Consider the following 24095-nt stretch of genomic DNA (forward strand, 5'->3'; position numbering starts at 1 on the left):
TAAACGAATAAGATTTTAACACTAAGAATATTATTTTTTGGCCTTAGTGTCCTAAATAACAAGTCAAAAGCTGTATTTTTTTATGAAATACAGCTTTTTTTTATTTTAAAGTGTATATTTGATAAAACTAGCCGATTAATGCCCCAAATACGGATATTTTTACTTCTATTCTTTGGTCTGAATTGCTTCGCCAATTCGGCAATTTCTCAATCTAATTGTAATAAAGATCCTAAGATCGATAAGCTGGTTAAAAAAGCACTTTTAAATTTTCGGGAATCTAATTTTGAGCAATCACTAAAAATTTCTAGAGCGGCATTAAATTCTGCAACATTACTAAAAGACTATTGCCTCATTTCTCGTTCCTATAATATTATTGCAGCTAACTATAATGAATTATCAGACTTTGATAAAGCGATTTTCTTCTATAAAAAAAGCTTGTATTATGCCAATAAAACAAATAACGACTCTCTAAAATGCAACCTCTATAATAATCTGGGGAACATGTATTGTTTCGAAAAGAAACAATTTGACAAAGGTATTAGTTATTATAAAAAATCTGTAGCTTATGGTTTGAAAATTAATGATTTAAAAGAAGTTTACTTTACAAATGTAAATATTACCTGGGCATACTTTGATATTAAAAATTACGATCAGGGATATCTTTTTTTAAAATACATTAACAGCACAAAAAACAAATATAGCGACGGATCTACAGAAGTTATCGTAGATATGCTTAATGCGATTTATTTAAGTTACAAAAACGATAATAATGCGGCTAATACTTATTTTTTAAGTGCTATTGAAGCAGGAAAAACATGTGAAGAAAAAACAGATTTATCGAATGTTTATTTAGAATATTCGAAGTTTCTAAATAAAATTAAAAGGCACAAAGAGGCTTATGAAGCTTTAGTGAATCACAATAAAATTTCGGAAGTACTATATAACGAAAAGAAACTAAAAAAAGCTTCGATTGCGGGAATGGGGCTTGAGTTAGATGAATATAAAAGGCAGATTGATAAAATTGAAAGTGAAAAAGTAGAGCAGTCTCAAAGTCTTAAAAAATCAAGGATCATCGTTATTCTTTTTATTTTGATTTCTTTTATACTTCTGTTTTTAATCATCACTTTAGTTAAGAATATTCGATTTAAGAAAAAACATAATTTAGAGCTTCTAAAGGCGAAAGAAATTGCAGAGGAGGCATCTTTGCTCAAAACACAATTTATTTCGACTATAAGCCACGAATTACGCACTCCGCTGTATGGTGTGGTTGGAATTACCAATATGTTATTAGAAGAACATAAAGAAATTTCTAGAAGCCAGCACCTAAGTTCGCTTAAATTTTCTGCCAGATATTTACTGTCTTTGGTAAATGATATTCTGCAGATTAATAAAATTGAAGAAAATAAAGTAGTACTTGAAAATTTGACATTTAATATTTCAGATGAAATCACAGTTATAAAAAACTCACTTTCTTTTCTTTCCCAAAAAAACAACAATAGAATTTCAATAGACATAGATCCTGAAATCCCAGAATATTTAATTGGTGATAAATTAAGACTGGCTCAAATTTTAATGAATTTAGTGAGTAATGCACTAAAGTTTACTAAAGATGGACAAGTCGAAATAATAGTAAAACTAAGCAGGGTTGAAGGAAAACTGAATTACCTGCATTTCTTAATTAAGGATAATGGTGTAGGAATTGCCCTTGTGGACCAAAGTAAGATTTTTGAAAAATTTGTTCAAGTTGGGAGAAAGGATGAAGATTATCAAGGAACTGGATTAGGACTTAGTATTGTAAAAAGACTTCTTGGACTCTTTGGAAGTACTATTACTTTGGATAGTGATCTAGGAAAAGGTACTTCATTTTCGTTTGAAATTGGTTTTGAACATGATTTGGCTAAAACGAAAAGCATTATCGATGAAATCGAAGTTGATTTAACCTCAAATGAAGTTTATAAAATCTTAGTGGTCGAAGATAACTTGATCAATCAGCTGGTGACGAAAAAGATTATTGAGAAAAATAATTATATCTGTAAAGTGGTTGATGATGGTTATGCAGCGCTTAAAATTCTTGAAAACGAAGTCTTTGATTTGATTTTAATGGATATCAATATGCCTTTGATGAATGGTTTTGAAACGACAAAAAGAATTCGTCTGGCAGGAATAGAAACTCCAATTGTTGCTTTAACGGCTTTTGACAAAGATGAAATTACCGATGAAGCACTTTCGTCTGGAATGAATGATATTATAATTAAGCCTTTTGAACCAGTCAAATTATTTAAGATAATCAATTACCTTATAAAAGAAAAAAACGCTGTTTAGTACCAGCGTTTTTTGTTTTTCTTAGAAGTATTTGATTTTCTTGATTTATGAGCTCCACCGCTTCTATTAGAAGAATTTTTTGGTTTTTCTCCAGCTTCAGGACTTCCAGACTGCCATTGATAAGGGTGATCTGCGATTGTTTTTACATCAACTTTAATTAATTTCTGAATATCTTTCCAATATGGAAGTTCATCTTTTCCGCAGAAAGAAATTGCAATTCCGCCATTTCCTGCACGACCTGTACGACCGATACGGTGAACATAAGTTTCTGGGATATTCGGTAAATCAAAATTAATCACATACGGCAGTTGCTCAATGTCAATTCCTCTAGCCGCAATATCTGTAGCAACCAAAACACCAACTTCTTTATTCTTAAAAGCGTCTAAAACTCTTTGTCTTGCATTCTGAGATTTGTCTCCGTGAATGGCTTCTGCTGGAATATCTTTTTTACGAAGCGCTTTAACAACATTGTCAGCACCATGTTTTGTTCTTGAAAAAACAAGCACATTTGATAAATTTTCTTCCTTAATTAAACTATACAACAAGTTTCTTTTTTCAGTTTTATCTACAAAATAAATGCGTTGTTCTACATTTTCGGCTGTTGATGAAACAGGAGATACTTCTACTTTTTCTGGATCCTGCAAAAACATTTCTGCCAGTTCGCGAATTGCAATTGGCATTGTAGCAGAGAAAAGTAAAGTTTGTCTGTTCTTTGGTGTAAGTTTTACGATTTTTTTGACATCATTAATAAAACCCATATCCAGCATTTGATCTGCTTCATCGAGCACTAAAGTGTGCAGATGGTCTAAATCTAGAAAACCCTGTTTATGAAGGTCAAGCAAACGTCCTGGAGTCGCAACTAAAATATCGATTCCATTTTTTAAAGCCTCAACTTGAGGGTTTTGAGATACACCTCCAAAAATTGTCAGCTGTGTTAAATTAGTATATTTAGCATAAGTGTCAAAACTCTGGCCAATTTGTACCGCTAGTTCACGTGTAGGCGTAACTACAAGAGCACGAATTTGTTTCGCTTTTTTTGATGAACCGACAATTCTATGTAATTGATGTATGATTGGAATAGCAAATGCTGCCGTTTTTCCTGTCCCTGTCTGCGCGCAGCCAATTAAATCACGACCTGCTAAAACTATCGGAATAGATTTTTCCTGAATTGGTGTCGGATTTAAATAGCCTTCTTCAAATACGGCTTTTTGTATACTTTTTGAAAGTGATAAATCTTCGAATAACATATCTTAGGTATTAAGTATTTTAGTTTTAAGTACTAAAATGCCGTGCAAAGATAGTTTTATTCGGTTAATCGTTTGTTTGAATTAGCTTTTATTTGGCAAAACAGCTTCGCGTTAGAATTTTATTTGGTCGATTAATTAATCTTTTTCGATGTTTGCTTTGATAAAATCGGTTACTAAATATCCAATTAATTTACCAATTAAATTATTATTAGGCGAATTGTCTAAATCTGGTGCTCCTTCGCAGACATGCAGATAAGCAGCGTTTTTATGTTCGGCGAAAAAAGAAACAAACTGTCTCAATTCTTCAACAGAAAAACCGCTAATTGTCATGGCACTGCTTGCAATGTTAGGAATTGCATCAAGATCAATTTCAATTCCGAAAGCATCATTTTTAACAAAATCTAAAGCGGCAATCATTTCTCGATTGAAATCTTTTTCTTTTCTAATGTTTACACTGTCATAAGTATTATATCGAACTCGGTCTTCTAGTTTTTTAATTATATCTAAAACACTTTTTGAAGTATAATTTTCGTGAAGTCCAAAAATGAAATATTTTTTTAAAAACCCTTCTTCGTAAGCGTATGAAAATCCGTTGCCGCTGTGACGTCCTTCAAGAATTCTAAAATCAGAATGTGCATCAAAATTTATTGCGTTTATAGGTTTTCCTTTGGCTAAAGCCGCTCCTTTAATATTTCCGTAAGCATTATTGTGGCCCCCACCTATGATAATAGGCGTTTTTCCAGCTTTAATTATGGTAAAAATAATATGAGATACTTCTTTATCAATTTTTTCAACCAGCTGACTTAATTTTGAACGATCATCGATATCATTAAAATCAAGATTTTCGACTTCACGCATTTCGTCAGCAACATTAATCTGTCCTAAAACAATAATGTTGCTTCCTTTACAAAACCGATTATGCTGAATGTTGGCAATACTTTTTATCGCGCTCTGCCATGCAGAAGCAGCTCCAGGTCTTCCGTAATTGGCACGTACGCCTATATCTTCAGGAATTCCAAGAAGAACATATTTAGCTTCACTTTCTTTTAAAAAATTGATTTTATCAACTCCAGATGGAATGACAATCATTTTTTCTCCGAACTTTATTTCACCACTTCGATGATTTGTGACTTTTGCTAAATCATTTATAGTGAAAGGGATTAGTTTTTCCATGAAAAAAATTTATTTTCCAAAAATAATATAATTGTAGAAACTTACGTTATTACCTTATATTAATTCTTAAATTTGTTATTAAAGAAAATTATTTAAATATGGAAAACCCAAAGAACAACAATTCAAGTCTAAAGGCGATAATCGCAGTTTTAGCAGTCCTACTGATTGGTAGCTTAGTGTATATTTTTAAATTATCATCTGATACAGATGTAGTTAAAACAGAACTTACAACAACTTTGACAGAGAAAGAATCTGTTATGAAAGATTTGCAAGAGCTGAAAGCGACTTATGATGCTGCAATTGCTGAAAACACTTCTATGTCTGACGAATTAATCCAAGAGAGAGATAAAGTAGTTGCTTTAATGGATGATTTAAACAAGTCTAAAGGAGATGTTTCTAAATACAGATCTCAAGTTCAGGCAATGCAGAGTAAAATGAAAACTTTAGTTGCTGAAAATGATGAGTTGAAAAAACAAAATGGTGTTTTAACTACTCAAAGAGATAGTACTATTGTAGTTCTAGGAGAATCTAAGAAATATAACGAAGTATTAGTTGGTCAAAACGAAGAATTGGCTAAAACAGTAGAAAAAGGTGCGAAGTTATCAGTATTAAATACAAAAACTTCAGCTTATAAATTGAAAAGCTCTGGTAAACAAATTGAAACAGACAAAGCAAGTCGTGCTGATGTTTTAAAAGTTAGTTTTACAATTGCTGAAAATCAAATCGCAAAATCTGGAGATAAAACGTATTATGTACAAGTTATCGATGCTAAGAACAATGTTTTAGGTGAAAAGAAAACTGAAAATTTCGGTGACAATTCATTGACTTACAGTTTTAAAACTACTGTGAAATATGAAAATAAAACTGTAAACGTGAGCGAAGATCTTCCAGGAAAAGATTTTGCTAAAGGAACTTACTTTATCAATATTTTTGATAATGACGAATTAGTTTCTAAAACTAGTTTCAGTTTAAGATAATTTCTGCCAAAGGGATATAATACCACTTAGATATTAAAGGTCTGTGATTTTCACAGGCCTTTTTTTATGGGTAAATTTGAATGTTTTTGTCACTGTTCGGAGAACTGTAAGTTTCCCGTAGTTGAAACTACGGGTTATGTTTGGAATGATTTATTTTTAAAAAGAATAATTGTTTATTCTAGAATTTTTCCTTCAACAAAAACAGATTCTATAAGATTGCTTCCAAAGGCATAAGGAATTTGGTAATAAGAAGAAATGGGTTTTGTTAGAATCAGATTGGCTTTTTTGCCTTTTGTAATACTTCCATGCGTTTCTGAAAGTCCCATGGCATAAGCACCGTTTATTGTTGCAGCATTAATTGCTTCTTCTGGGGTCATTTTCATCTTGATACAAGCCGTTGCAACAACAAAATTCATGTTTCCAGATGGAGTAGAACCAGGATTGAAATCTGTTGCTAAAGCCAAAGGTAAGCCTGCTTTAATCATTTCACGTGCGGGAGTGTACGGAATGCTTAAAAAGTAAGAGCAAGACGGTAAAGCTACAGGCATTGTCTCGCTATCTTTTAAAGCTTCAATATCTTCTGATGTCATAACTTCAAGATGATCAACAGAAAGTGCTTTAAATTTAATACCAGCCTGAATGCCGCCAATAGAATTAAATTGATTGACGTGAATTTTTGGTTTTAGACCAAATTGAATTCCTGCCTGCATAATTTTTTCGGTTTCTTCCACAGAAAAGTAACCGCTTTCACAAAATACATCTACATATTCGGCTAATTTATTTTGAGCAATTTCTGGAATCATTTTAGTGATGATTTCTTCAATATATCCAGCTTTATTTTCTTTATAATGCGTTGGAAAAGCATGCGCTCCTAAAAATGTAGCTTTAATTGAAATTGGATAATTTTCAGACAGTTTTTTAATAACACGAAGCATTTTTAATTCTCCTTCAATAGTTAGCCCATATCCAGATTTTATTTCAACAGCACCAGTCCCTAAATGCATAACTTCTTCCAGGCGAAGTTTTGACTGCTCGTAGATTTCTTCCTCAGAAGTTTCGTTGAGTTTTTTAGCCGAATTTAAAATACCGCCTCCGCGATTTGCTATTTCTTCATACGAAAGTCCATTAATACGGTCCACAAATTCTTGTTCGCGATTTCCTGCGTAGACAATATGCGTGTGACTGTCGCACCAAGAAGGAAGAACAACTTTGCCCGTAGCATCAATAATTTTATCAGCTTTAATTTCAGGAAGATCTTTCATTAAACCAAAATCAGCAATTAGATTGTCTTTTAAAACTAGAAAAGCATTTTTAATTGTTGGAAGTTGAGCCATTTCAGAACCTGAAACCTTATCAATTGAAGTTTCTCGAACTTGTAGTAATTCTTGTATGTTGGTAATTAAAGTAACCATTAATATGAGTTTGTTATATTTAGATAAGTCTATAAAAGCACAAATTTCACAAATTATCACGAACTAATCCGTGAAATCTGTGAAATTCATGTTTAGATTTTGAAATTAAAATTTTGAAATTTTATTTCAAAATTATTCTGAAACTGTTATTTCAAAAATTTTGTCCCAGTATTTTCCAGTAACAAAAATAGTTTTCGTAGCAGGATTATAGGCAATTCCATTAAGGACTTCTGCATTTTTAGCTTTAATAGATTTGCGCAGATCTGAAAGATTTAATATTCCTTCAACAGCTCCCGAAGTCGGATTTACAACAGCAATCGCATCTTTCTGCCAAACATTTACATAGAATTTTCCGTTGATTAGTTCTAACTCATTAATAGCTTTAATTTTTGCAGATCCAGAGTAAACGTTTATGTAGTCAATCAACTTTTGAGTAGCTGGATCCATTTTCCAGATTTTTTCTGTTCCGTCAGAATGATAAATGTATTTATCATCATGTGTCATTCCCCAGCCTTCGATATCTTTATCGTATTTAAAGGTTTTTTCTAGCTTAAAAGTATTGGCATCATAAATAAAACCAGTTTTTTCCTGCCATGATAGTTGGTAGATTTTACCATTGAAAAAAGTGATTCCTTCTCCAAAATATTCTTTAGGAAGATCCACTTGTTTAATCACTTTTCCTGTTTTATAGTCTACTTCTCTAAAATAAGAATCTTCTTTTTGTCCTGTACTTTCAAAAAGTCTTCCGTCATGAAATTCTAAACCTTCTGTAAATGCTGTAGTATCATGGGGAAAAGTATTTACTACTTTGTATTTTAATAGTTTTGGTTCAATATCAGAAATCACTTCAATTCTTTTAGTAGCATCTGAAGAATCGCCGCCAAAATAGGCAGTAGCTTTTAAGTATTGATAACCTAGTTTTTGTTCTTTTAAATCAAATTTAAATTTCTCAGCACCTTTTGTGCTTCCTACTCTTTTATCATTTACAAAGTAAGCAATACTGTCAATTTCTTTCGAATTTGGGTTTAAAATTCCAATTGAAACTGATTCTTTTTGCGTAAAATGAGCCGGAAAAGCAGAATCATCGATAGTAAACAAAGAATTTTCACCTTTTTTTGTGTCTCCACATCCAATTAATGTGATTCCTAATAAAATGAAAGTTAGGAAGTTATATTTTTTCATAGTTTAAAATTTGAATAAGCCAATATACAACGATATTTTTATAGCAACAAAGGTCTTGCAAAAATATAAAAAGGTTGTATATTTGCACCGGCAAGTCCTACACGACCAGCTCCTGCAGACTCCCCCAGGATGGGAACATAGCAAGGGTACGTGGTTGAGCGGTGCGATGTAGGTCGCTTGCCATTTTTTTAGAATAAATTTAATTTGTAATCTTCCTTATCAGGAGGATTTTTTTATTTTTGGGACTTCGTAAAGTTAAAAGTTATTAGTTAGAGGTTGAAAGTTTACCTCAATGAACCAACTCATAACTTATAACTCAAAACTCATAATTCATAACTTTTCAAAATGAACAAAGTTGTTTTAATTACCGGAGGATCATCAGGGATTGGGAAATCTATTGGTGAATTTTTACATCAAAAAGGTTTCGTTGTGTATGGAACCAGCAGAAATCCTGAGAAAGTTTTAAATTCAGTTTTCCCTTTGGTGGCTTTAGATGTACGAAATTCTGATTCTATTCAGAAAGCAGTTTCTAAAATTATTGAAACTTCTGGTAGATTAGATATTGTTATAAATAATGCTGGAGTTGGAATAACAGGGCCTTTAGAAGAAATTCCGACTGAGGAAATCCGAAATAATTTTGAGACTAATTTTTTTGGACCAATTGAAGTAATGAAAGCTGCTTTACCGCAAATGCGTAAACAAAATTCTGGACTTATTATAAATATTACTTCTATTGCAGGTTATATGGGACTTCCATACAGAAGTGTTTATTCGGCATCAAAAGGGGCTTTAGAATTGATTACTGAAGCTTTAAGAATGGAAGTTAAATCTTTTGGAATTGAAATTACCAATGTTGCGCCTGGAGATTTTGCTACAAATATTGCTGCTGGCCGTTATCATGCGCCAGTTATTAAAGATTCTGCTTACGAAAAAGTTTACGGAGAGGTTTTGGCAACGATGAATGATCATGTTGACGCAGGAAGTAATCCGAATGAAATGGCTGAGGCAGTTTACAAAATTATTCAGACCAAAAAGCCAAACGTGCATTATAAAGTTGGTGCTTTTATGCAGAAGTTTTCGATCGTTTTAAAACGTGCTCTTCCAGATAAGATGTACGAAAAAATGTTAATGAATCATTATAAATTGTAATACTATGGATAAGATTTCAGAGTTTTTGCCTACTATTTTTGCTGTTTTAATTTTTCTGTTTATTTGGTTTGTAATTCGCAGGATTTTAAGTTCTTTAAGCGATAAGATTAATAATTCTGAAGTTTATAAAGAAGATACTCTAAAGGTGCTTGAAGAAATTAGAGATGAATTGAAAGAATTAAACAGAAAAAATTCTTCGGCGAGTTTATAATGATAAGTTTAGCCGAATTTGAAACATTAAAGCCAGATTTTTAAAATTAAGTAAAATTATTGTTTGCAATTTATTTTGTGAATTTTAATGAAATTTGCAAATTGATTTGGTTTTTGAAATTGTTATTGGTATTGATTTCGTAATTTTGCAGCTGAATTTGCGTGAGGGATAGAAGCTGATCCGCAGGAGCGGAGCGGAATAGTCCAGAGAGATTTAAAAAAGGCGCTCATTAGCATCTTGTTGAGTGCGACTTTTTTATAAATGTTGTCACGCCCAGTTAATCAACACAATTTAAATAATATAAATTATGAAATTTTTTATTGACACAGCTAATTTAGCTCAAATTAAAGAAGCACAAGCTTTAGGTGTTTTGGATGGTGTAACAACTAATCCATCATTGATGGCAAAAGAAGGTATTACTGGAAAAAACAATATTTTAAAGCATTATGTTGATATTTGCAATCTTGTAGAAGGTGATGTAAGTGCTGAAGTTAATGCCCTTGATTTTGACGGAATGGTTAAAGAAGGTGAGGAGCTTGCTGAATTACATGACCAAATCGTTGTAAAACTTCCTATGACTAAAGAAGGTGTTATGGCGGCAAAATATTTTTCTGATAAAGGAATTAAAACAAACGTGACTCTTGTTTTCTCTGTAGGACAAGCGCTTTTAGCTGCTAAGGCTGGTGCTACTTATGTTTCTCCGTTTGTTGGTCGTCTAGATGATATTTCTACTGATGGATTGAATTTGATTCAGGAAATTAGAGAGGTTTATGATAACTACGGTTACGAGACTCAAATTTTAGCAGCTTCTGTACGTCATACAATGCATATTGTAAATTGTGCAAAAATTGGTGCTGATGTTATGACTGGACCACTTTCTGCAATTTACGGATTGTTGAAACATCCTTTAACAGATATCGGTTTAGCGCAGTTCGTAGCTGATTTTGAGAAGGGAAATAAATAATTCTCAAATAATTATAAAATTAAAATCGTCTTTTTTCTAACGAGAAGAGACGATTTTTTTTACTTTTATATGAACCTTAAATAGTTGAATATGAAAGTTATATTGATATTGTTGTCTTTTTTTGCAGCTAGCTTTTCAGTAAATGCTCAGGCAAAAGTTATTACTTCTGTAAACGATGCAGGCGACGTCGCAACTTACGAGTTGGATTCTTCTGTGAAATTTCAAACCCTCGCTAAAGGTCTACGTTACAATATTACGCGGCACGAATTTAAAGGTCCGGAAATGAAGAACAGTTATAGACTGCTTTTGGTTATGGATGGTTTTTATTCGAAAACTTTAAATAAAGAAATGACTATTTCTGCAGTTCTTAGTGATGGATCTGTTATTGAAGCCAGAAAGATTATTGAAGATGACGGTTTTTTTGACGGTGCATGCACATTGAAAATAAAAGACCCAGAAGCTCTTTTAAAGGCAGATATCAACAAAGTAATAGTTCATGCGGATAAAGATGTTGTTTATTCATTAACGGCTGAAAATAAAGCTGTTTTTAAAAAGAATCTTAGCGATATTATTAATGCAAAGTGAAATTAAGGTACTAAGGGTCTAAGATGCTAAGGCTCTGAGGTTATTAATGTCGATTACTATTGGTTAAAATAAAAATTCCAAATCCCAATTACTATAAATTGGAATTTGGAATTTAAAAATTTGGATTTTTATAAAGTTTAGTGTCCTCCGCCGCCACCTTCAACGTGGTTGATACCTTGTCTTTTTAATATTTTTGGGCAGTAATAGCCATAAAATCCTAGGTAAGCAAAACCTAAAAGCGGTACGATATAAGAGAAATGTGTCCAAGTGATTCCGAAGATTCCTCCTGGGTGAGAAATGTCAAAGTCGCAAATACTTCCTTGAATTAATGGAATTACACCACCTCCAAGAATCATCATGATTAAGAAAGAAGATGCTTTTCCTGTGTTTTTTCCTAAACCTGCAATGGCTAAATCGAAGATTGAAGGCCACATGATAGATAAGAATAAACCTCCTGAAATAAAGAAGAATTTAGCTATTTCTGGGTTTGGCCATACTAATCCTAATACCATCATTAGTAATCCTGAGATTCCGAAAAGCATTAAAGTTTTTCCTGCGTTTTTACCTCCTACAAAACTTACTGCAATGAATAATAAGATCCAGATTGGGTAAATATAGAATGAAGAAACATCATGCGCAGCAAAGATATTTGCTCCAATAATAACCCCAAATGCTAAAGCTGGAACGATAAATTTCAATGCTGTGTTTACAAGATTTGAAGTGTTGAAAACGTTAACTCCACCATTCCAACGGCCAATCATTAAACTTCCCCAATAAAGGGCAATGAATGGAGCAATGGCATCTTCTAAAACGTTTCCGAATTCTGCAGTATGAAGTAAAGCTGGTAAATTACTGATAATAGTAACCTCAGTTCCAACATAAATGAAGATTCCTAACATTCCTAAATAAAGTTGTGGGTAATCTAGTATATTAAATTTTTCGTGTGCTGTTTTAACTACTTCAACTTCTTCTTTTTCAGGATCTTCGATTTTAGAGAAGTTCATAAAAACGGCTACAACAATAAATGCTAGTCCAAGGATGATGAAAGGTAATTTGATGTCTTCTAATGAAAGTGTAGTGTTTTTATTATCTCCCATTCCAAACAAAGCAATTCCTAAAAGAATAGCTCCAATTGTTGTTCCGAAAGAGTTAATACCTCCAGCCAATGTTAAACGGTGTGCTCCAGTTGCAGGACTTCCCATTTTAATAGCTAATGGATTAGCAACAATTTGTTGTATTGAAAATCCTAAACCTACAGTAAATAAAGCTGTTAAGAAGAAAGGGAAACTTTCCATTGTTGCGGCAGGAATGAATAAAAATGATCCTACTGCTGAAAGGAGCAAACCAGCTGAAAGGGTTTTTTTATATCCGAATTTTTGTAAAACGTCCATTTTCAAGGATACTAAAAAGAAAATAATAGATCCTACGAAGTATGCAGCATAAAATGCCCACGCAACTAATTGTGATTGTACTTGAGATAAAGTGAATACTTTTTTGAATACTGGAATCAGGATGTCATTGGCAGAACCAACAAAACCCCAAAAGAAGAACACGATTATCAAAGAGATAAACTGCCCCCATTTGGTTTGCACATTTTCTGAACTCATAATAATAAGGTTAATTTTTTATTTTATTGTTTTTTGAAGACCGTAAATATATTTGTTAGGATTATCAAAAAAAAATAAAAAGGTATAAATAATGTTAAATTTATACCAACGACACTCTTTTTTCAACAAAGTGTTAATTTTAACCTGTTTAGAAAATGTAATTCATAAATATATTTACTCTAAAATTTTATTTTTAACCTCTTTGCTGTAGTTTCGGCCTATCGGAATGTTATAAGATTGGATTTGAACACGGTTTCCTTCGATAGATTTTACCTTATTTAGTGCAATTACATAAGATTTATGGATTCTAAGAAAGCGATCTGCCGGCAATTCTTCAGACAAGGATGTAAGAGATTTATGTGTAATATAAGTTTTATCCGGTGTGACAACTTTTATGTATTCCTTCATTCCTTCCACAAATAAAATTTCTTCAATATTAATTTTCATCATTTTTTTATCGACTTTGATAAAAATATGAGAATCACCTTTTGTGGTTTCAACTTTAATATTGTTTTTGAGATTGTATTCGGTAGTAATTTTATTGATACATTTAATAAATCTCGGAAGCGGAATAGGTTTTACTAAATAATCTAAAACATCTAAATCATAACTTTCAGCAGCGAATTCTCTAAAAGCAGTTGTAATGATAACTTTAGTTTTGCTTTCAATAAGGCTGATAAGTTCAAAACCTGTCATCATAGGCATGTTGATATCTAAAAAGACGGCATCAACAGCTGTACTGTTAATAAAATCGAGCGCCTCTAAAGAGTTATTGAATGTTGCTATAACTTCAAAATCTGTAAAATTGGTGAAATAATTTTGCAGGACTTTGATCGCTAAAGGCTCATCATCAATTAACACGCATTTAATCTTCATTCTGAGTAGGTATTTGTAATCTGATTATGTAGAAATTTAGTTTGGTTTTGTGTTTAAGACTAAAATTGTTTCTGTAAATTAGTTTTAATCTCTTTTTTGTGTTTACTAAACCAATTCCTCTTTTCGGATTATGATTTTGTGAAATTACAAAATTATTTAAGATTTCAAAATCGAGGATTTTGTTGTCTATAACTTTACAATTGATTTTAATCTTCAAATTTTTGTTGTTTACTCCACCATGTTTAAAAGCATTTTCTACCAATGAGATAAATATTAGAGGTGGCACAACAACATCTTCGATATTCGATTCGAGATTTATAGTTACTTCAACATTTTCAAAACGAAGTTTTTCGATTTCAATATAATTCTGAATATAATCGATCTCTTTTATTAACGGAACAAATTTAGTTCCTTTTACATCGTAGAGAACATATTCCATTAAGTTCGAAAGTTTGATAATTACATCAGGAACTTTTTTTGAAGATTCTAGTGAAAGTGCATATAAATTATTTAAAGTATTAAAGAAAAAATGCGGTTGAATCTGGTTTTCAAGATACTTTAATTTTATTTTAAATTGATTTTCCCGTAAAGATCTGTTTCTTTCTCTTTCTCTTAGCCAGGTTAAAGTAAGATAAACAGAAGATGCCATTGCAAGAACATACAATTCACCAATACAAACTGCTACAATGTGATTAATTTCAAACGGATGGTATTCTCTGTTTGCTTCAGGCCAAATATTTTCGGAAATGATATAATAGGTAAGGGCGGTTTTTAATAAATAGATTCCAAAAAGACTCACTAAAAGCCATGCAGTATATTGAATGTATTTTTGTTTAAGAACATATTTTGGAACCAAAACAAATAAATTCAAATATACTAAAGGGATAACCAATGAGAATTCAATCAAATTTGATTTGAAAGCGTACGGATAATCATTAAAGTAAGCTCCCCATCTTAAAAAGTTTAATGTAAAATAGACTCCCCAAAACCAAATATGATTTTGCAGTTTAATATCAAATTTAACTTTTCTAATTTCTTTCAATTGGTTTTAAGCTATTTGTGTTTTTAGTTTTTCTTAACAATACTGAAATATTGTGCAACTTTAAACAATTAACTGCAAAGCGACAATTTTTTTGAATAAAATTTCGAAAAAAAACGATATTGGTGTTTTATTTTTTAATTAGAACGTTTTCGTAAAGCGTATTATTGAATGATTTATGTCGTTGGTTTAAATTTTGTTGTCGTTGGTTTAATTTATTTTTTTTAACAATGTCTTAAGAATAATTTTACCTCATAACTAACAAAATAAAATAAACATGAAAAAAATTTTCTTAATCTTTATGATTGTTTTTACGGCGCAAGTTTCGCTTGCACAAGTAAAAAGTGTCAAGGGTGTGATTACAGATTCTGATGGTATGCCATTACCAGGAGCTTCTGTTGCAGTGCAAGGAGGTCAAAAGGGAACTACTACCGATTTTGATGGATTGTACACAATTGAAGCTCAAAAAGGTCAGACTTTAGTTTTTACTTATGTAGGGCTGGAAACTCAGACAATTGTTGTAGGAGATGCTGCAACTATTAATGTAAAATTGGTTCAAGGAGCGTCAAATGCATTAAACGAGGTTGTTGTAACTTCTTTAGGTATTAAAAAGACAAGAAAATCTTTAGCATATGCAGCTCAAGAGTTGAAAGGCGAAGAATTAACTCGTGTTAAAGATGCCAATCTAATTAATACTGTAGCTGGTAAAATTGCTGGTGTTGCAGTAACTAAAAGTTCTTCTGGAGCTGGAGGTTCAACAAAAGTTGTAATTCGTGGTAATTCTTCATTTGTAAATAACCAGCCATTATATGTAATAGATGGTATTCCATTGGTTAGTTCTGGAGCGGCACAGCCAAATGGTACATTTGGTGATTTAGCAGGAGGTAACCGTGACGGTGGAGATATTGTCTCATTAATTAATCCTGACGATTATGAAGGAATGACAGTTCTAAAAGGAGCTGCTGCATCTGTATTGTATGGTTCTCAAGGAGCTAATGGTGTAATTTTACTTTCTTCTAAAAAAGGAAAAGTTGGAAGTGAAACTTTTAATGTAAATTCAGTTACTACATTTGATTCTGCAGCATACTTACCTAAATTTCAATCAGATTATACTTCAGACCCTGGGGATTCAAGATCTTGGGGAGCTAAACAAAAAGTTGAAGGTGATATAAAAGATTTCTTTGAAACGGGAGTTACACAAATTACTTCTATGGCTTTTTCCAAAGCCTCTGAAGGTTCTGCTACAAGTTTAACTTATGCTAATACTGATGCTTCAGGAATTGTTCCAGGAAATCATTTGAAGAAGAACAATTTTGGTATTCGTCAATCAGGTAAATTTTTCGATGATAGATTAAATGTTGCTGTTACAGGTAATTATGTTAATCAAACTATTGATAACAGACCTGTTAACGGATTATACTTTAATCCAATCAGTGGTGTTTATTCACATCCAAGAGCTTTCAGTCTTAATGATTTGAAAAACTATGAAGTTTATGATCCATCGAAAAACTGGATGGCTCAAAATTATCCAGGCTTTGAAACTGCACAAATTAATGAAAGCAATGAAAACCCATATTGGCAGATTAATAAACAAAAATCTGTTGATTATAACAATTTCTTTAACGGGGCTATTGCTTTAGATTATAAAATCAATGATTGGTTGCATTTGACTTCTAGATATAGTTATAATAGAAATGAAAGTAATTTCCAAAAACGCATGTTTGCAACTTCTGCTTCATCATTAGTACATCCTAAAGGAAGATATATTAATTCTACATTAATTACAACTCAAAACTATGCTGATTTATTGGCTTTAGTAAATACCAAATTATCTGATAATTTTTCTTTAAATGCGACCCTTGGTACAAGTATCAATAATGGTAAAAGTGCTGGTGTAGTTCTTGACTCCGGAATTGGTGGAGGATTAGCAAACGCAAATATATTCACGTTAGGAAACTTCGTAAATAATAATGGAAACGTTCAAACTGCTTATCAAAGAGAAGTTCAGTCATTATTCGCTGCTGCAACATTTGGTTATAAAGATTACTTGTTCTTAGACGTAGCAGGAAGAAATGACTGGTCATCAACTTTAGTAAATACAAATGATGCAAGTTATTTTTACCCATCTGTTGGTGCGACAGCTATCTTAAGTGAAATGGCTACAATGCCAGAATTCATTAACTATGGAAAAGTTCGTGCAACATATGCTCAAGTAGGTAATGATATTGCTGCTTTTATCACTAATCCGACATATTCAATCGTAGCAGGAACACCTATTAATCCACCAGCTGGACCAAGACCTGGTACTACATTAAAACCAGAATTGAAATCAGAAGTTGAGGTTGGTACAGAATGGAGAATGTTTAATAATAGATTTGGTTTTGAATTATCATATTACAATTCAGAAACGAAAAATCAATATATGTTAGTTCCTGCAGAATCTACAAACGAGAATGGATACACTAATTATGCTATAAATGCAGGAAGCATTTCAAACAAAGGATTTGAGGTAGTATTATTTGCTGACATCATTAGAGGAGAGAAATTTAATTGGGAATCAAGAATCAACTATTCTCAAAATAAGAGTAAAGTAAACGATATCCCTGCTCAAAATGCAGAAGGAAGAATTGTTTTAACTGATCCAGGTTCTAATAGTTACAGATATTCACTAGTTGAAGGAAGACCATTTGGAGTAATCGAAGGATATAACTTTAAAAAAGATGCTCAAGGAAGAATCTTAGTTAATGATGATAATACAATTCAAAGAACTGACTGGGAAGAACTTGGTAACGCAAATCCTGATTTTATGTTAGGATGGTCTAATACTTTTAAGATCGGAGCGTTTACAGCAAACATTTTAATAGATGGACGTTTTGGAGGAGAAGTTTTAAGTTTAACTCAAGCTATAAATGATCAAAATGGAGTTTCTAAAGCTTCTGGAGATGCGAGAAACGCTGGAGGAGTTAAAATTAATGGAGTTAGAGCTAGTGACGGAACTACGCCTGTAAATACAATGGATGCAAAAGAATATTACAATACAGTTGGAGGAAGAAATGGAGTAAGTGGAGAATATATTTATGACGCTACAAATGTAAACGTAAGAGAGGTTTCTATTGGTTATACTTTTAACAAATCTAAAATTCCATTTGTTCAATCTGCATCAATCTCGTTGATTGCAAGAAACTTATTCTTTATTTACAAAAAAGCTCCTTTTGATCCAAATGTGGCGCTTAGTACAGGAGAAGGATTACAAGGTGTTGATGTTTTTGGAATGCCATCAACAAGAAACATCGGTCTTAATTTAAACATAACATTCTAATCTTACTATCATGACACTAAATAAATTTAAAAAAACAGCAATTTGCTTCTCTTTACTAGCAGCTGTAGGTTGTACAGATAATTTTGAGGAGATTAATACAAATCCCACTGGGGCTACAACAGAGCAATTAGATCAAGATTATAATAGTATAAAAAGCTTGTTTAAACCTGCTTTTAACAGAATGTATATTTGTGATGTAACTTGGCAATATCAATTGCAGCAAAGTTTGCAGGCAGATGGTTGGTCTGGTTATATGACTACACCAGTTCCTTTTGGAGCATTTAATAATCATGATTATGCTCTAAATGTTGGATGGAACAGTTATGCTTGGGACGACGCTTATGTAAACATTATTGCATATTTATACAAAGTAGAGCAAAGATCTAAAGGTAAATTTGATCAGTTTTATGCATGGTCTTTAATATTTAAAGCGGCTACAATGCAGAGAATTACGGATATGTATGGACCTGCAGTTTACTCTAAATTTGGAAGTGAAGTAGCGACATACGATTCTCAGCAGGAAATTTACACTCAGATGTTTAAAGATCTGGATTTCGCAGTTGCGGAATTGTCTAAAAGAATTGCGGCTAATGAAAAAACATCGTTTGATGAAACAGATTTATCTACTTACGAAGGAAGCTATGAGAAATGGGTAAAATATGCGAATTCTCTTCGTTTAAGAATGGCAATGCGTATCTCAAAAGTAGATCCTGCACTAGCAAAAACAGAAGCAGAAAAAGCAGTAAATAATCCTATTGGTGTTTTCACAACGGTTGCAGATCTTATGAAAGTTAAGTCTCCAGTAGATTTAAATGTGATCGATGTAATGAGCCACGCTTGGGCTGGTTTATTTATGGGAGCAGATATGGAGTCTATTTTAGGAGGGTATGAAGATCCTCGTATGGCTAAATATTGGGAGACTTCTGAAGTTACTCCAGGGGAATACAAAGGAGTTAGAACAGGTATTGTTTATCCAACAGGAACGACTTATGGTAAATTTTCTAAAACTGCCTCAAGAACTAAAACAGGAGAAATTACATGGATGTCAACATCTGAAGTTTATTTCTTAAGAGCTGAAGGTGCTTTAAGAGGTTGGAACATGGGAGGAACTGCTAAAGATTTATATGAAGCTGGTATAAAAGCATCTTTTGACCAAAATGGTGTTGAAGGAGCAGCTGCTTATATTGCAGACAATACTAAAAAACCTAAAGATTATGTTGATCCGCTTAATGCAGCCAACAACGCAGCAGCTGTTTCTAAAGTTACTGTCGCGTGGGGAGCAACTAATGAGGAAAATCTTGAGAAAATTATTACTCAAAAATGGATTGCGACTTATCCTGATGGTCAGGAAGCCTGGTCAGAATTCAGAAGAACTGGTTATCCAAAATTGTTTAGAATTACCAATAATAAAAGTGGTGGTTTAATAAGCACTGAATTAGGAGTTCGTAGATTAGGTTTTTCACAATCAGAAATTAACAATAATAAAGAAGGTATCGAATCTGGTTTAAGTAAACTTGGCGGTCCAGATAATGGAGCTACAAGACTTTGGTGGGATGTTGATAAAGCAAACTTCTAAAAAAAACAAAGATATTGAGTTTGGTTAGTAGTATGGTATAGGCGGCGAAAGTTGTCTATACCATTCTTAAAACCAAAATGGTAATTACTACAAAAAAAGAAAAGAAATGAAAAGTGCTTTAGAAATAAAACCTGATATCAGTTACAAAAGCGCGGGAAAATTTGAGGAAACTCGGTTTGAGAAAATTCATAACGAAATCTTCAAAGGCTCAATAGAAGCTTCTGTAATTGTGGCACAGGAAATTGCGCAGCTAATTAGATCTAAACAGGAAAAAAATAAATCTTGCGTTTTAGGTCTTGCTACAGGTTCTTCGCCTATTAAAGTTTATGAGGAACTAGTGAGAATGCACAGAGAAGAAGGACTAAGTTTTAGCAATGTAATTACTTTTAATTTGGATGAATATTATCCGATGACTAAAGAGAACAATCAGAGCTATCACTATTTCATGCATCAGCATCTTTTTAATCATATTGATATTAAACCCGAGAATATTAATATTCCAGACGGTACAGTAGGAATTGACGAAATCAATCAATATTGTATCGATTATGAAATGAATATTAAAAATGCAGGCGGTCTTGATTTCCAACTTTTAGGAATTGGACGTACAGGGCATGTTGGTTTTAATGAGCCTGGTTCGCATATCAATTCTGGAACCCGAATTATTACACTGGATCATATCACGAGAGTAGATGCTTCATCAGCTTTTAACGGTATTGACAATGTACCGAAACGCGCCATTACAATGGGAGTTTCAACCATTATGAGATCAAAACGTATTGTTTTGATGGCATGGGGACAAAACAAAGCCGATATCATTAAGAGAACTATTCAAGGAGATATCAGTTCAGAAGTTCCAGCAACATTTTTACAAAATCATCCAAACGCAACTTTCGTTTTAGATCAGTCTGCAGCTTCAGAACTAACCCGTTTTAAAACGCCTTGGTTAGTGGGCGAATGTCTTTGGACACCTGAATTAAAAAGTAAAGCAATTGTTTGGTTGTGTCAAAAAACAAAACAATCTATTTTAAAATTGACTGACCGTGATTACAACAATAACGGAATGTCTGATCTTTTGGCACAGGAAGGTTCTGCTTATGATATGAACATCAATATGTTTAATATTTTGCAGCACACTATTACTGGTTGGCCGGGAGGAAAACCAAACACAGATGATTCGCATCGTCCGGAGAGAGCAAATCCTGCAAAAAAGAGAATAATTCTTTTTAGTCCGCACCCCGATGATGATGTTATTTCTATGGGAGGAACATTTTCAAAATTAATCAAGCAGGGTCACGATGTTCATGTGGTTTACCAAACTTCAGGAAATATTGCCGTTACAGATGACGAAGCATTAAAATTTGCAGAAGTTGCCAGTGATTTTATTGGTAAAGGTGAATCTGATATCAATTTTAAAGAAGTAATTAAATTTCTAAACAATAAATCAGAAAATCAAATTGATTCTCTTGAAGTTAGAAAACTGAAAGGACTTATTCGAAGAAGAGAATCTTATGCTGCAACAAGATATATTGGGTTGAAAGATGAGAATACACACTTTTTAGATCTTCCTTTTTATGAAACTGGACAGGTTAAGAAAAATCCATTAGGTCCAGAAGATATTGCCATTGTAAAAGATATTATTGCTAAAATAAAACCACATCAAGTGTTTGCTGCTGGAGATCTTGCAGATCCACACGGAACTCATGAGGTGTGCCTAAATGCGATATTCGCTGCGTTAAAAGAACTTAAACATGAGCCTTACATGGACGATTGCTGGTTATGGCTTTACAGAGGAGCTTGGCACGAATGGGATATTCATGAAATTGACATGGCCGTTCCATTAAGCCCTTCAGAAGTTTTATTAAAACGCCATGCGATTTTATACCATCAGTCTCAAAAAGACAGGGTTATGTTTCAAGGAAATGATTCTAGGGAATTCTGGGTTAGAGCAGAAGATCGAAACAAAAATACAGCCATATTATACGATGAATTAGGTTTGGCTGAATATGAAGCAATAGAAGCTTTTAAACGTTTTGATTACTAAAATTTTTTCCGATTCATTTAAAAATGAATCAAATAACAAAATTCAGATTGGTCTCATCGCAAAAGTGAGGTAATGCAGAAATCTGTCTGAGTTTTGTTTTTTTAATAAATTTAGGATACTTAAAAACTATCCAAACCAAAAAAAAAGAAAAATGAAATATCTATTTGTACTATTATTTGCAGGTATATCTGCAGGTGCTCAAATTCAGAAAGAGCAGCTCAATCTTATGCCTTGGCCTCAGAACGTTGTTATTAATGAAGGTAATTTTAATTTGACTAAAAATTTTAAAGTAAACATTACTGGTAATCCAAATCCAAGAATTTTTGGTGGAGTAACTCGTTTTTTGCGTCGTTTAGATGGTAGAACAGGTATATTTTTTGAACAAGGTTTTATTTCCAAATTAAATGAAGTTCCGAATGCAGAATTGCAGATCAATTGTACAAAAAATGGTAAAATTGGTTTATATGAAGATGAAAGTTACCATTTAGATATTGCTTCAAATAAAATTATTTTAAATGCTTCGAGTGATTTAGGAGCTTTGCATGGACTTGAGACATTATTGCAGATACTTCAAAACAGTTCAACTTCGTTTTATTTTCCAGCTTCAAAAATTTCAGATTTTCCAAGATTTACATGGAGAGGTTTAATGATCGATGCTTCAAGACATTTTCAGCCAGTTGATGTTATCAAAAGAAATATTGATGCTTTGGCAGCCATGAAAATGAATGTTTTTCATTGGCATTTGGTTGATGATCAAGGCTGGAGAATCGAAATGAAAAAACACCCAAAGTTTACCGAATTAGCTTCGGATGGACTTTATTACACACAAGAGGAAATTAAAAATATCGTAAAATACGCAGATGAGCGTGGTATTTTAATAGTTCCAGAAATAGATGTTCCAGGTCACGGATCAGCAATTTTAACAGCTTATCCAGAAATAGGAAGTAAAGTAATTACTTTGACAGGAGGGACATCCGAAAAAAATATTCAAGGTACAGCAATCGCTACCTATGGAATTGAAAGAAATGCTGGTATTTTTTCGCCTACATTAGATCCTTCAAATCCTAAAACATACCAACTTTTAAGTGAAGTTTTTGATGAGGTTTGTCCGTTATTTCCAGGGGCTTATTTCCACATTGGAGGAGATGAAAACGAAGGAAAAGATTGGGATGCAAACCCTAAAATTCAAGAATTTAAAAAGAAACACAACTTAAAAACCAATCACGAGTTACAAACCTATTTCACGATGCAGCTGGCTCCAATGTTAAAGAAACACGGAAAACAGTTAATGGGATGGGAAGAAATTTTAACCAAAGATTTATCTAAAGAAGCTATTGTACATTCATGGAGAGGTCCAAACGAAGGAATGGCGGCTGGACAGTCTTTGGTAGACGCGGTAAAAAAAGGTTATAAAACAGTTTTATCAAATGGTTATTATATCGATTTGATGTATCCAATTGCAAGTCATTATTTAAATGATCCAATGCCAAAAGGAGCGAATTTAACCGCAGAAGAAAAGGCTAGAATCCTTGGCGGAGAAGCTACAATGTGGACAGAATTAGTAACCTCTACAACAATAGACTCTAGACTTTGGCCAAGAACAGCTGCAATTGCAGAAAGACTTTGGTCTGCAGAAGATGTTGCCGATGTAGAGAATATGCGTAAACGTTTAGAATCGGTTTCTTTCAGATTAGAAGAATTAGGACTTACACATATTCGAAATAAAGATGTGATTTTAAGAAATATTGCCAATAATCAAGATATTAAAGCGCTTGAAGAATTTTCAAATGTTACTGAACCGCTAAAAGGATATACACGTAACAAAGGCGGAACGGAATATCAAATGTATTCTCCATTTACCTTATTTGCAGATGCATGCGGACCAGATGCCAAAGATGCTTTAGGATTTAACGCGGCTGTAAATCAATATTTAGCAAATAAATCGGCAGATAATAAAGCTAAAGTAGCAGCCTATTTTACAAAATGGATTGCAGTACATCAGGAGCTGACAAAACTAAGTGCAAATGCTCCATTAGTACAGCCATTACTGCCTTTGTCAAAAAAATTAAATGATGCGTCACAAGAATTATTATTGGTTTTAGATAATAAATCGACATTAAAGACAGCAGATCTAAAAGGTTTAATAGAACAATGCAACACAAAAGATCATGCAGATGTAGAATTATCTGTTTATGAGAGTTTGAAGAAATTAATTTAAAGTTGGATTTGAATTAGTATTTAGTACGTTTTTAAAGCTGCTAATGTTTTTTTAAGAGTGGTGATTATCTCTGCCATAATTATTTGGCAGAGGTAATTACAAATTAGAATTTTAAAATGAATTCAAGTCATAAGTAAGTATAAAAAATAACCAATAATAGAGTATTAACCTTTAAAAAACTAAATAGAAAGAAT

17 protein-coding genes and 1 other RNA gene are annotated in these 24095 nt (G+C 32.7%); 11 read left to right on the top strand and 7 right to left on the bottom strand.

The window, feature by feature from the left end:
- Positions 1–138: 138 nt before the first annotated feature.
- Complete coding sequence (locus EDB96_RS08380) at positions 139–2322, top strand: response regulator (protein ID WP_057116484.1); 2184 nt, start codon at positions 139–141, stop codon at positions 2320–2322.
- Here EDB96_RS08380 and EDB96_RS08385 read toward each other — a convergent pair.
- Positions 2319–3569 (bottom strand): DEAD/DEAH box helicase, encoded by a 1251-nt coding sequence (locus EDB96_RS08385; RefSeq protein ID WP_057116483.1) that lies wholly within the window; start codon positions 3567–3569, stop codon positions 2319–2321. The two genes, EDB96_RS08380 and EDB96_RS08385, sit on opposite strands and share 4 nt — an antisense overlap.
- A gap of 135 nt (positions 3570–3704) precedes the next feature.
- A complete protein-coding gene (locus tag EDB96_RS08390; protein ID WP_057116482.1) occupies positions 3705–4742 on the bottom strand; it encodes a formimidoylglutamase in 1038 nt (345 codons plus the stop codon).
- Positions 4743–4840: 98 nt separating this feature from the next.
- Between EDB96_RS08390 and EDB96_RS08395 the strand changes: the two genes are divergently transcribed.
- Positions 4841–5719 (top strand): hypothetical protein, encoded by an 879-nt coding sequence (locus EDB96_RS08395; protein ID WP_057116481.1) that lies wholly within the window; start codon positions 4841–4843, stop codon positions 5717–5719.
- A gap of 173 nt (positions 5720–5892) precedes the next feature.
- Here EDB96_RS08395 and hutI read toward each other — a convergent pair whose 3' ends face one another.
- Together hutI and EDB96_RS08405 are read right to left on the bottom strand one after the other, a co-directional pair.
- Positions 5893–7131, bottom strand: coding sequence for an imidazolonepropionase (gene hutI / locus EDB96_RS08400; RefSeq protein ID WP_134140135.1), 1239 nt, complete (start codon positions 7129–7131; stop codon positions 5893–5895).
- Positions 7132–7263: 132 nt separating this feature from the next.
- Complete coding sequence (locus EDB96_RS08405; protein WP_134140137.1) at positions 7264–8313, bottom strand: glutaminyl-peptide cyclotransferase; 1050 nt, start codon at positions 8311–8313, stop codon at positions 7264–7266.
- Positions 8314–8401: 88 nt separating this feature from the next.
- Here EDB96_RS08405 and ffs point away from each other — a divergent pair.
- The 5 genes from ffs (at position 8402) to EDB96_RS08430 (ending at position 11222) form a co-directional block, all read left to right on the top strand.
- Positions 8402–8499: signal recognition particle sRNA small type (gene ffs, locus EDB96_RS08410), an RNA gene on the top strand.
- Between the two features lie 159 nt (positions 8500–8658).
- Positions 8659–9462 carry an SDR family oxidoreductase gene (locus tag EDB96_RS08415; protein ID WP_057116478.1) on the top strand — a complete coding sequence of 268 codons (804 nt, stop codon included), beginning with the start codon at positions 8659–8661 and terminating at the stop codon, positions 9460–9462.
- A 4-nt stretch (positions 9463–9466) separates the two neighbouring features.
- Positions 9467–9673 carry a hypothetical protein gene (locus EDB96_RS08420; RefSeq protein WP_057116477.1) on the top strand — a complete coding sequence of 69 codons (207 nt, stop codon included), beginning with the start codon at positions 9467–9469 and terminating at the stop codon, positions 9671–9673.
- Positions 9674–9980: 307 nt separating this feature from the next.
- Positions 9981–10637 carry a fructose-6-phosphate aldolase gene (gene fsa, locus EDB96_RS08425; RefSeq protein ID WP_057116476.1) on the top strand — a complete coding sequence of 219 codons (657 nt, stop codon included), beginning with the start codon at positions 9981–9983 and terminating at the stop codon, positions 10635–10637.
- Between the two features lie 90 nt (positions 10638–10727).
- Positions 10728–11222 (top strand): hypothetical protein, encoded by a 495-nt coding sequence (locus tag EDB96_RS08430; protein WP_113679374.1) that lies wholly within the window; start codon positions 10728–10730, stop codon positions 11220–11222.
- A gap of 137 nt (positions 11223–11359) precedes the next feature.
- On the opposite strand, the gene EDB96_RS08435 is transcribed toward EDB96_RS08430, so the two are convergent.
- The 3 genes from EDB96_RS08435 to EDB96_RS08445 all read right to left on the bottom strand — a co-directional run bounded on the left by EDB96_RS08435 (position 11360) and on the right by EDB96_RS08445 (position 14747).
- Positions 11360–12829 (bottom strand): MFS transporter, encoded by a 1470-nt coding sequence (locus EDB96_RS08435; RefSeq protein ID WP_057116474.1) that lies wholly within the window; start codon positions 12827–12829, stop codon positions 11360–11362.
- Positions 12830–13003: 174 nt separating this feature from the next.
- Positions 13004–13705, bottom strand: coding sequence for a LytR/AlgR family response regulator transcription factor (locus EDB96_RS08440; protein ID WP_057116473.1), 702 nt, complete (start codon positions 13703–13705; stop codon positions 13004–13006).
- On the bottom strand, positions 13695–14747 hold the full coding sequence (locus EDB96_RS08445; protein WP_057116472.1) for a sensor histidine kinase: 1053 nt from the start codon (positions 14745–14747) through the stop codon (positions 13695–13697). Before EDB96_RS08445 ends, EDB96_RS08440 begins: the two co-directional genes overlap by 11 nt.
- Before the next feature lie 274 nt (positions 14748–15021).
- Between EDB96_RS08445 and EDB96_RS08450 the strand changes: the two genes are divergently transcribed.
- The 4 genes from EDB96_RS08450 (at position 15022) to EDB96_RS08465 (ending at position 23901) form a co-directional block, all read left to right on the top strand.
- Positions 15022–18063: a SusC/RagA family TonB-linked outer membrane protein gene (locus EDB96_RS08450; RefSeq protein WP_134140138.1), complete on the top strand. Its 3042-nt coding sequence runs from the start codon at positions 15022–15024 to the stop codon at positions 18061–18063.
- 10 nt (positions 18064–18073) lie between these two features.
- Complete coding sequence (locus EDB96_RS08455) at positions 18074–19639, top strand: RagB/SusD family nutrient uptake outer membrane protein (RefSeq protein WP_057116470.1); 1566 nt, start codon at positions 18074–18076, stop codon at positions 19637–19639.
- 106 nt (positions 19640–19745) lie between these two features.
- Positions 19746–21683 carry a glucosamine-6-phosphate deaminase gene (gene nagB, locus EDB96_RS08460; protein WP_057116469.1) on the top strand — a complete coding sequence of 646 codons (1938 nt, stop codon included), beginning with the start codon at positions 19746–19748 and terminating at the stop codon, positions 21681–21683.
- A 151-nt stretch (positions 21684–21834) separates the two neighbouring features.
- Positions 21835–23901 carry a beta-N-acetylhexosaminidase gene (locus EDB96_RS08465; protein WP_134140139.1) on the top strand — a complete coding sequence of 689 codons (2067 nt, stop codon included), beginning with the start codon at positions 21835–21837 and terminating at the stop codon, positions 23899–23901.
- Positions 23902–24095 lie beyond the last annotated feature (194 nt).

Source organism: Flavobacterium sp. S87F.05.LMB.W.Kidney.N, assembly GCF_004366435.1.
Lineage (GTDB): Bacteria > Bacteroidota > Bacteroidia > Flavobacteriales > Flavobacteriaceae > Flavobacterium.

Excerpts from the sequence above, each read along its gene's own strand:
- nagB (WP_057116469.1), top strand. The coding sequence starts at position 19,746 with ATGAAAAGTGCTTTAGAAATAAAACCTGATATCAGTTACAAAAGCGCG.
- EDB96_RS08465 (WP_134140139.1), top strand. The coding sequence starts at position 21,835 with ATGAAATATCTATTTGTACTATTATTTGCAGGTATATCTGCAGGTGCT.
- EDB96_RS08440 (WP_057116473.1), bottom strand. The coding sequence starts at position 13,705 with ATGAAGATTAAATGCGTGTTAATTGATGATGAGCCTTTAGCGATCAAA.
- EDB96_RS08390 (WP_057116482.1), bottom strand. The coding sequence starts at position 4,742 with ATGGAAAAACTAATCCCTTTCACTATAAATGATTTAGCAAAAGTCACA.
- EDB96_RS08435 (WP_057116474.1), bottom strand. The coding sequence starts at position 12,829 with ATGAGTTCAGAAAATGTGCAAACCAAATGGGGGCAGTTTATCTCTTTG.
- EDB96_RS08405 (WP_134140137.1), bottom strand. The coding sequence starts at position 8,313 with ATGAAAAAATATAACTTCCTAACTTTCATTTTATTAGGAATCACATTA.
- EDB96_RS08385 (WP_057116483.1), bottom strand. The coding sequence starts at position 3,569 with ATGTTATTCGAAGATTTATCACTTTCAAAAAGTATACAAAAAGCCGTA.
- hutI (WP_134140135.1), bottom strand. The coding sequence starts at position 7,131 with ATGGTTACTTTAATTACCAACATACAAGAATTACTACAAGTTCGAGAA.
- EDB96_RS08420 (WP_057116477.1), top strand. The coding sequence starts at position 9,467 with ATGGATAAGATTTCAGAGTTTTTGCCTACTATTTTTGCTGTTTTAATT.
- fsa (WP_057116476.1), top strand. The coding sequence starts at position 9,981 with ATGAAATTTTTTATTGACACAGCTAATTTAGCTCAAATTAAAGAAGCA.
- EDB96_RS08415 (WP_057116478.1), top strand. The coding sequence starts at position 8,659 with ATGAACAAAGTTGTTTTAATTACCGGAGGATCATCAGGGATTGGGAAA.
- EDB96_RS08395 (WP_057116481.1), top strand. The coding sequence starts at position 4,841 with ATGGAAAACCCAAAGAACAACAATTCAAGTCTAAAGGCGATAATCGCA.
- EDB96_RS08380 (WP_057116484.1), top strand. The coding sequence starts at position 139 with ATGCCCCAAATACGGATATTTTTACTTCTATTCTTTGGTCTGAATTGC.
- EDB96_RS08430 (WP_113679374.1), top strand. The coding sequence starts at position 10,728 with ATGAAAGTTATATTGATATTGTTGTCTTTTTTTGCAGCTAGCTTTTCA.
- EDB96_RS08450 (WP_134140138.1), top strand. The coding sequence starts at position 15,022 with ATGAAAAAAATTTTCTTAATCTTTATGATTGTTTTTACGGCGCAAGTT.
- EDB96_RS08455 (WP_057116470.1), top strand. The coding sequence starts at position 18,074 with ATGACACTAAATAAATTTAAAAAAACAGCAATTTGCTTCTCTTTACTA.